The sequence below is a fragment of the uncultured Enorma sp. genome (genome assembly GCA_905210055.1).
In the GTDB taxonomy this organism is placed as follows: domain Bacteria; phylum Actinomycetota; class Coriobacteriia; order Coriobacteriales; family Coriobacteriaceae; genus Enorma.
This window is the reverse complement of record CAJLVH010000146.1, coordinates 1-4,635: the sequence shown is the minus strand read 5'-3', so window position 1 is coordinate 4,635 and position 4,635 is coordinate 1. Positions and strand designations below refer to the sequence as shown.

Below are 4,635 nucleotides of genomic sequence, written 5' to 3'. Positions count from 1 at the left end.
TGCAAACTGCCGGCGTAGCGCCGCATGCAGATACCCCCTAGGGGTTTTAACGGCCCCTCCCCGCGCGCGGCAGAGACTCTTCTCTGAGCTACTTCGCAGGTCGTCCCGCGCGCGCCAACCCCGCCAGGCACACGGCGGAACCCGCTGCCGCGAGCACGCCGCCTACAGAGCCGATGCTCGACAGGGAGAACGCCGTGCTCACCATACCGCCGAAAAACGACCCGGAACCGATCCCCAAATTGAAGATCCCCGAGTACAGCGCCACCGCCACGGAGGCCTCATCCGGGCGCGCATAACGGATGATCTCGGCCTGAAACGCGATACCGAACGCCGTGTTGCACGCTCCCCACAGCGCGAGCATACCGAATATGCCTGCTACAAACGGTGCCGCAACATTCAACAGGAGCAGCGCTGCCGAAAGCCCCGCGAGCGCCGTACCCAAGAACGGAAGCCGGTGCGCGTCGTAGGCACGCGAGAACAGAAGGCTCCCGGCGAGCCCGGCAGCGCCGAAAACCGTGAGCGCCATGGTGGCGGTACCGGCTTCGAGGTGCGCGACCTGCGTAAGATACGGATCGATGTAGCTGTACGCCGTGTAATAGCCGGTCGCCACGAGCAACGTGCTCACATAGACCGTCAGGAGCGCACGGTTGCGGAAGAGACCAGGCAGCCGACGCAGTCCGAAACGCTCGCCGGCGGGTATGGGCGGGAAGATGGCGGCCATGTAGATCGCGAGCGCCGCGCCCACCACGCCCACGCAGGCAAACGTCATGCGCCAGCCCACGGCGAGCCCGATCGCGCGCCCAAGGGGCAGGCCGAACACCATGGCGACCGATGTTCCCGTCGCGACCATGCTAAGCGCGAGCGAGCCGTGCTCCGGAGCGACCGCGCGCGTCGCCATGACCGAGGCGATCGACCAGAAAATCGCGTGTGCACACGCAACGAGCAGGCGCGCCGTCACGAGCATCGCGAACGTGGGCGCTACGGCACAGGCGAACTGCCCCGCCGTGAAGAGCACGATCACCGCGAGAAGCAGCCGCTTGAACTCGAACCGCGAGGCGAACACCATGAGCGGCAGCGAGAGCGCCATGACCGCCCATGCATAGATCGAGGTCATCATGCCTGCCTGCGCTTCGGTAAGGCCGAAGCCACCGGCGATGCTGCTCAAAAGGCCGATGGGCATGAACTCCGAGGTGTTGAACACGAACGCGGAGCAGGTAAGGCCCGCGAGCGCGAGCCACTGCCGCGCCGTCATGGAGCCGCCCGAGGAGGAGGCTGCACGCGCAGCGGCGCCCGTGGCAGGCGGTTCGGCCGCAGCGCCCTCGGCAGACGCCCCGGTTACGTCGCTCGCGACAGATGCCCTGGTTGCGGCCACAGCACCAGATGCGATCTCAACGGCGGCCGCTTCCCCGCGCTCTTCCATCGTCCCACCTTACTCCTTGCCATCCGGGCGTTCACCGCGCCCAACAAACGGTTCGCGATTGTAGCAAAGTGAAACTCTGGCGTTTGCCTTGGAGGCGCGGCAACATTTCAGAAACATCTCGCCGCGAACACAAGCGCGGATTCAGCGCGTAAAACGCCCCGGATGCCGGAAGGCAGCCGGGTAAATAGATCCTCGGATTAACAAAACTTCCGGTTATCAACGGTTGTTTTCCGAGTCGCCGAGTATAGGCCGTTTTCAGATCGCGTTTATCTGGGGAAACGATCCGTTTCTTCAGCGTGTACTCATCGGATTCAAAAACAACCGTTGATAACCGGAAGTTTTGATTTGCACCCGGTTTGCATTGGCCCGTGCCTGGCTCAAACAACAGCGGCCCCGCCGCCGGCAAGGGCAGCGGGACCGCGATGTCAGAACCCCAGAGATTATTTGTACATGGGGTTATCGTGCGTACGGCTAGTCCTTCTTGATCCACGAGAACATGGAGCGGATCTTCTCACCGGTCTTCTCGATCTCGTGCTCGTTGATCTTCTCGCGCTGCTCGAGCAGCCACTTGTGGCCGTTGTTGCAGTCGTCGACGAACTCCTGCGCGAAGCTGCCGTCCTGGATGCGCGCAAGAAGCTGCTTCATGGCGGCGCGGCTCTCGTCGTTGATGACCTTGGGGCCGGCGTAATACTCGCCGTACTCGGCCGTGTTCGAGATGGAGTAGTTCATGAAGTGGATGCCGCTCTCGTACATGAGGTCGACGATCATCTTCATCTCGTGGTAGCACTCGAAGTACGCGAGCTCCGGCGGGTACCCGGCCTCGGTGAGGGTCTCGAAGCCGGCCTTCACCAGCTCAACAAGACCGCCGCACAGCACGGCCTGCTCGCCGAAGAGGTCTTCTTCGGTCTCCTCCTTGAAGGTGGCCTTGATGATGCCGGAGCGAGCGCCGCCCACACCCCAGCAGTACGCGAGCGCGATGTCCCACGCGTTACCGGTGGCGTCCTGCTGCACGCAGGCCAGGTCGGGCACGCCGGAACCCTCGGTGTACTGGCGCCGCACGATATGGCCGGGGCCCTTGGGCGCGCACATGATGACGTTCACGTCCTCCGGCGGCACGATATAGCCGAAGTGGATGTTGAAGCCGTGCGCGAAGGCGAGCGTGTTACCGGGCTTGAGATGCGCCTTGATGTGCTCCTCGTACACCTTGGGCTGGGTCTCGTCGGGCGTGAGGATCATGATGAGGTCGGCTTCCTCGGCCGCCTGATCCATGGAGCAGACCTTGAGGCCGGCTTCCTCGGCAGCCGCCCAGCTCTTCGAGCCCTCGCGCAGGCCGACGCGCACGTCGCAGCCGGAGTCGAGGAGGTTGAGCGCATGCGCGTGCCCCTGGCTGCCATAGCCGATCACGGCGATCTTCATGTCCTGGATCACCTGGGGGTTGCAGTCGCTCTCGTAGTAAATCGTCACAGCCATGTTGCTCTCCTTAAGGTTAGTGGCTGATGGTACCGAGTGGATGACTCATTTGGGGACGGGATCGTTTTGAGTCATTTAGGAGCTTCGCGACATCGCGATCTTGCCGGTTCGCGTGATCTGCCGAAGCCCGTAGCCGCGGAAGAGATCCTCCATCGCATCGAGCTTGCTCGCCGTGCCGGTCGCCTCGACGGTGAGCGTGTTCTTGCCCACGTCGACGATCTTCGCGCGGAAGATGTTCGCGATCTCGATGATCTCGTGCCGACGGTCGGCGGGCGCCGAGACCTTGAACAGCACGAGCTCGCGCTCGATGGCGTCCTCATGCGTCATGTCGGAAATCTTGTACACGCTCACAAGCTTATGCAGCTGCTTGGTGATCTGCTCGTAGGCGATCTCGTCCGCCTCGACGATGATGGTCATACGGCTCATGGTCACGTCTTCCGTGGGCGCGACGGTGAGCGAATCGATGTTGAACCCACGGCGGCTAATCATGCCGGTCACGCGGGAGAGCACGCCGGGCTTGTTCTCTACGAGCACAGAGAGGATGTATTGCATCTCACTCGCCTCCCTTCTGGGGCATGGCAACGCGCAGCGACGGATCGCTCTCGTCGAGCGGCAGCGGCTCCGCCACGGTGCCCGCCATCTCGCCCGCCGGGCTCATGCCCTTCTCCGTCACGCGCACGCCGCCAAGCGTCACGTCGATCGCGCCGATGATGTCGTCGATCGCCGCGCCGGGCGCCACCATGGGGTACACGGTCTGCGCCGTGGGAATCACCACGTCAAGCAGGTATGGATCTGTGGCCGCGAGCATACGGTCGAGCGCCGCGTCGATCTCGTCCGGTCGCGTGATGCGCTCCGCCTGCCAGCCATATGCCTCGGCAAGCTTCACGAAATCCGGGTTCGCGGTGAACTCCGTGCAGCTATAGCGCTCGTCATAGAAGAGCCGCTGCCACTGGTGCACCATGCCGAGCGCGTTGTTGTCGATGACGAGCACCTTCACCGCGACGCCGTTGCCGATGGCCGTCGCCATCTCCTGGATGTTCATCTGCAGGCTGCCGTCGCCCGCGATACACACCACCTGCGCGTCCGGCCGGCCGATCTTCGCACCGATCGCCGCCGGGAAGCCGAAGCCCATGGTTCCCAGGCCACCGGAGGAAAGAAACGTCCGCGACTCCTCGCGATGCACGTGCTGGTGAGCCCACATCTGGTGCTGGCCCACTTCGGTCGTCACGACGCTCGCATGCGGGTCGAGCTTGTTCGAAAGCGCCTCGAGCACCTGCTCCGGGGCGATGCGATCGGGGTAATCGGCGAAATCCTCGGTATAGAACGGCCAGCGCTCGCGCCACGCGAACACGGTCTTCACCCAATCAGCGTCCTGTGGCGTCGCCTCCGCGCGGTCGAGCCGCTCGTTGATGGCAGCCACGATCACCTGCGCGTCGCCCACGATGGGCACGCGGGGGTTCCGCACCTTGCCGATCTCGGCCGGGTCGATGTCGATGTGGATGACCGTCGCATGCGGGGCGAATTCCGAGAGCTTGCCCGTCACGCGGTCCGAGAAGCGCGCGCCCACGGCGATGAGCAGGTCGCACTCGGTCACGGCCATGTTGGCGTACTTGGAGCCGTGCATGCCCACGGGACCTAAGTTGAGCGGGTTCGAGCACGGCACGGCCGCCTTGCCCAGCAGCGTGGTGACCACGGGAATCTGCATCTTCTCCGCGAGCTCCACGACCTCGTCGCACGCGTGGCTG

Annotated in this window: 4 protein-coding genes; all 4 read right to left on the bottom strand. The window is 64.0% G+C overall.

Annotated features, from left to right (window positions below):
- Positions 1-88: 88 nt before the first annotated feature.
- On the bottom strand, positions 89-1,420 hold the full coding sequence (locus tag QZ079_RS08170) for an MFS transporter (protein WP_297037366.1): 1,332 nt from the start codon (positions 1,418-1,420) through the stop codon (positions 89-91).
- 471 nt (positions 1,421-1,891) lie between these two features.
- A complete protein-coding gene (gene ilvC, locus QZ079_RS08165; RefSeq protein ID WP_366926441.1) occupies positions 1,892-2,884 on the bottom strand; it encodes a ketol-acid reductoisomerase in 993 nt (330 codons plus the stop codon).
- Positions 2,885-2,965: 81 nt separating this feature from the next.
- Positions 2,966-3,442, bottom strand: coding sequence for an acetolactate synthase small subunit (gene ilvN, locus QZ079_RS08160; RefSeq protein ID WP_019239805.1), 477 nt, complete (start codon positions 3,440-3,442; stop codon positions 2,966-2,968).
- A 1-nt stretch (position 3,443) separates the two neighbouring features.
- Positions 3,444-4,635: thiamine pyrophosphate-dependent enzyme (locus QZ079_RS08155; protein WP_297037363.1), on the bottom strand; the 1,192-nt coding region annotated here is incomplete at its 5' end.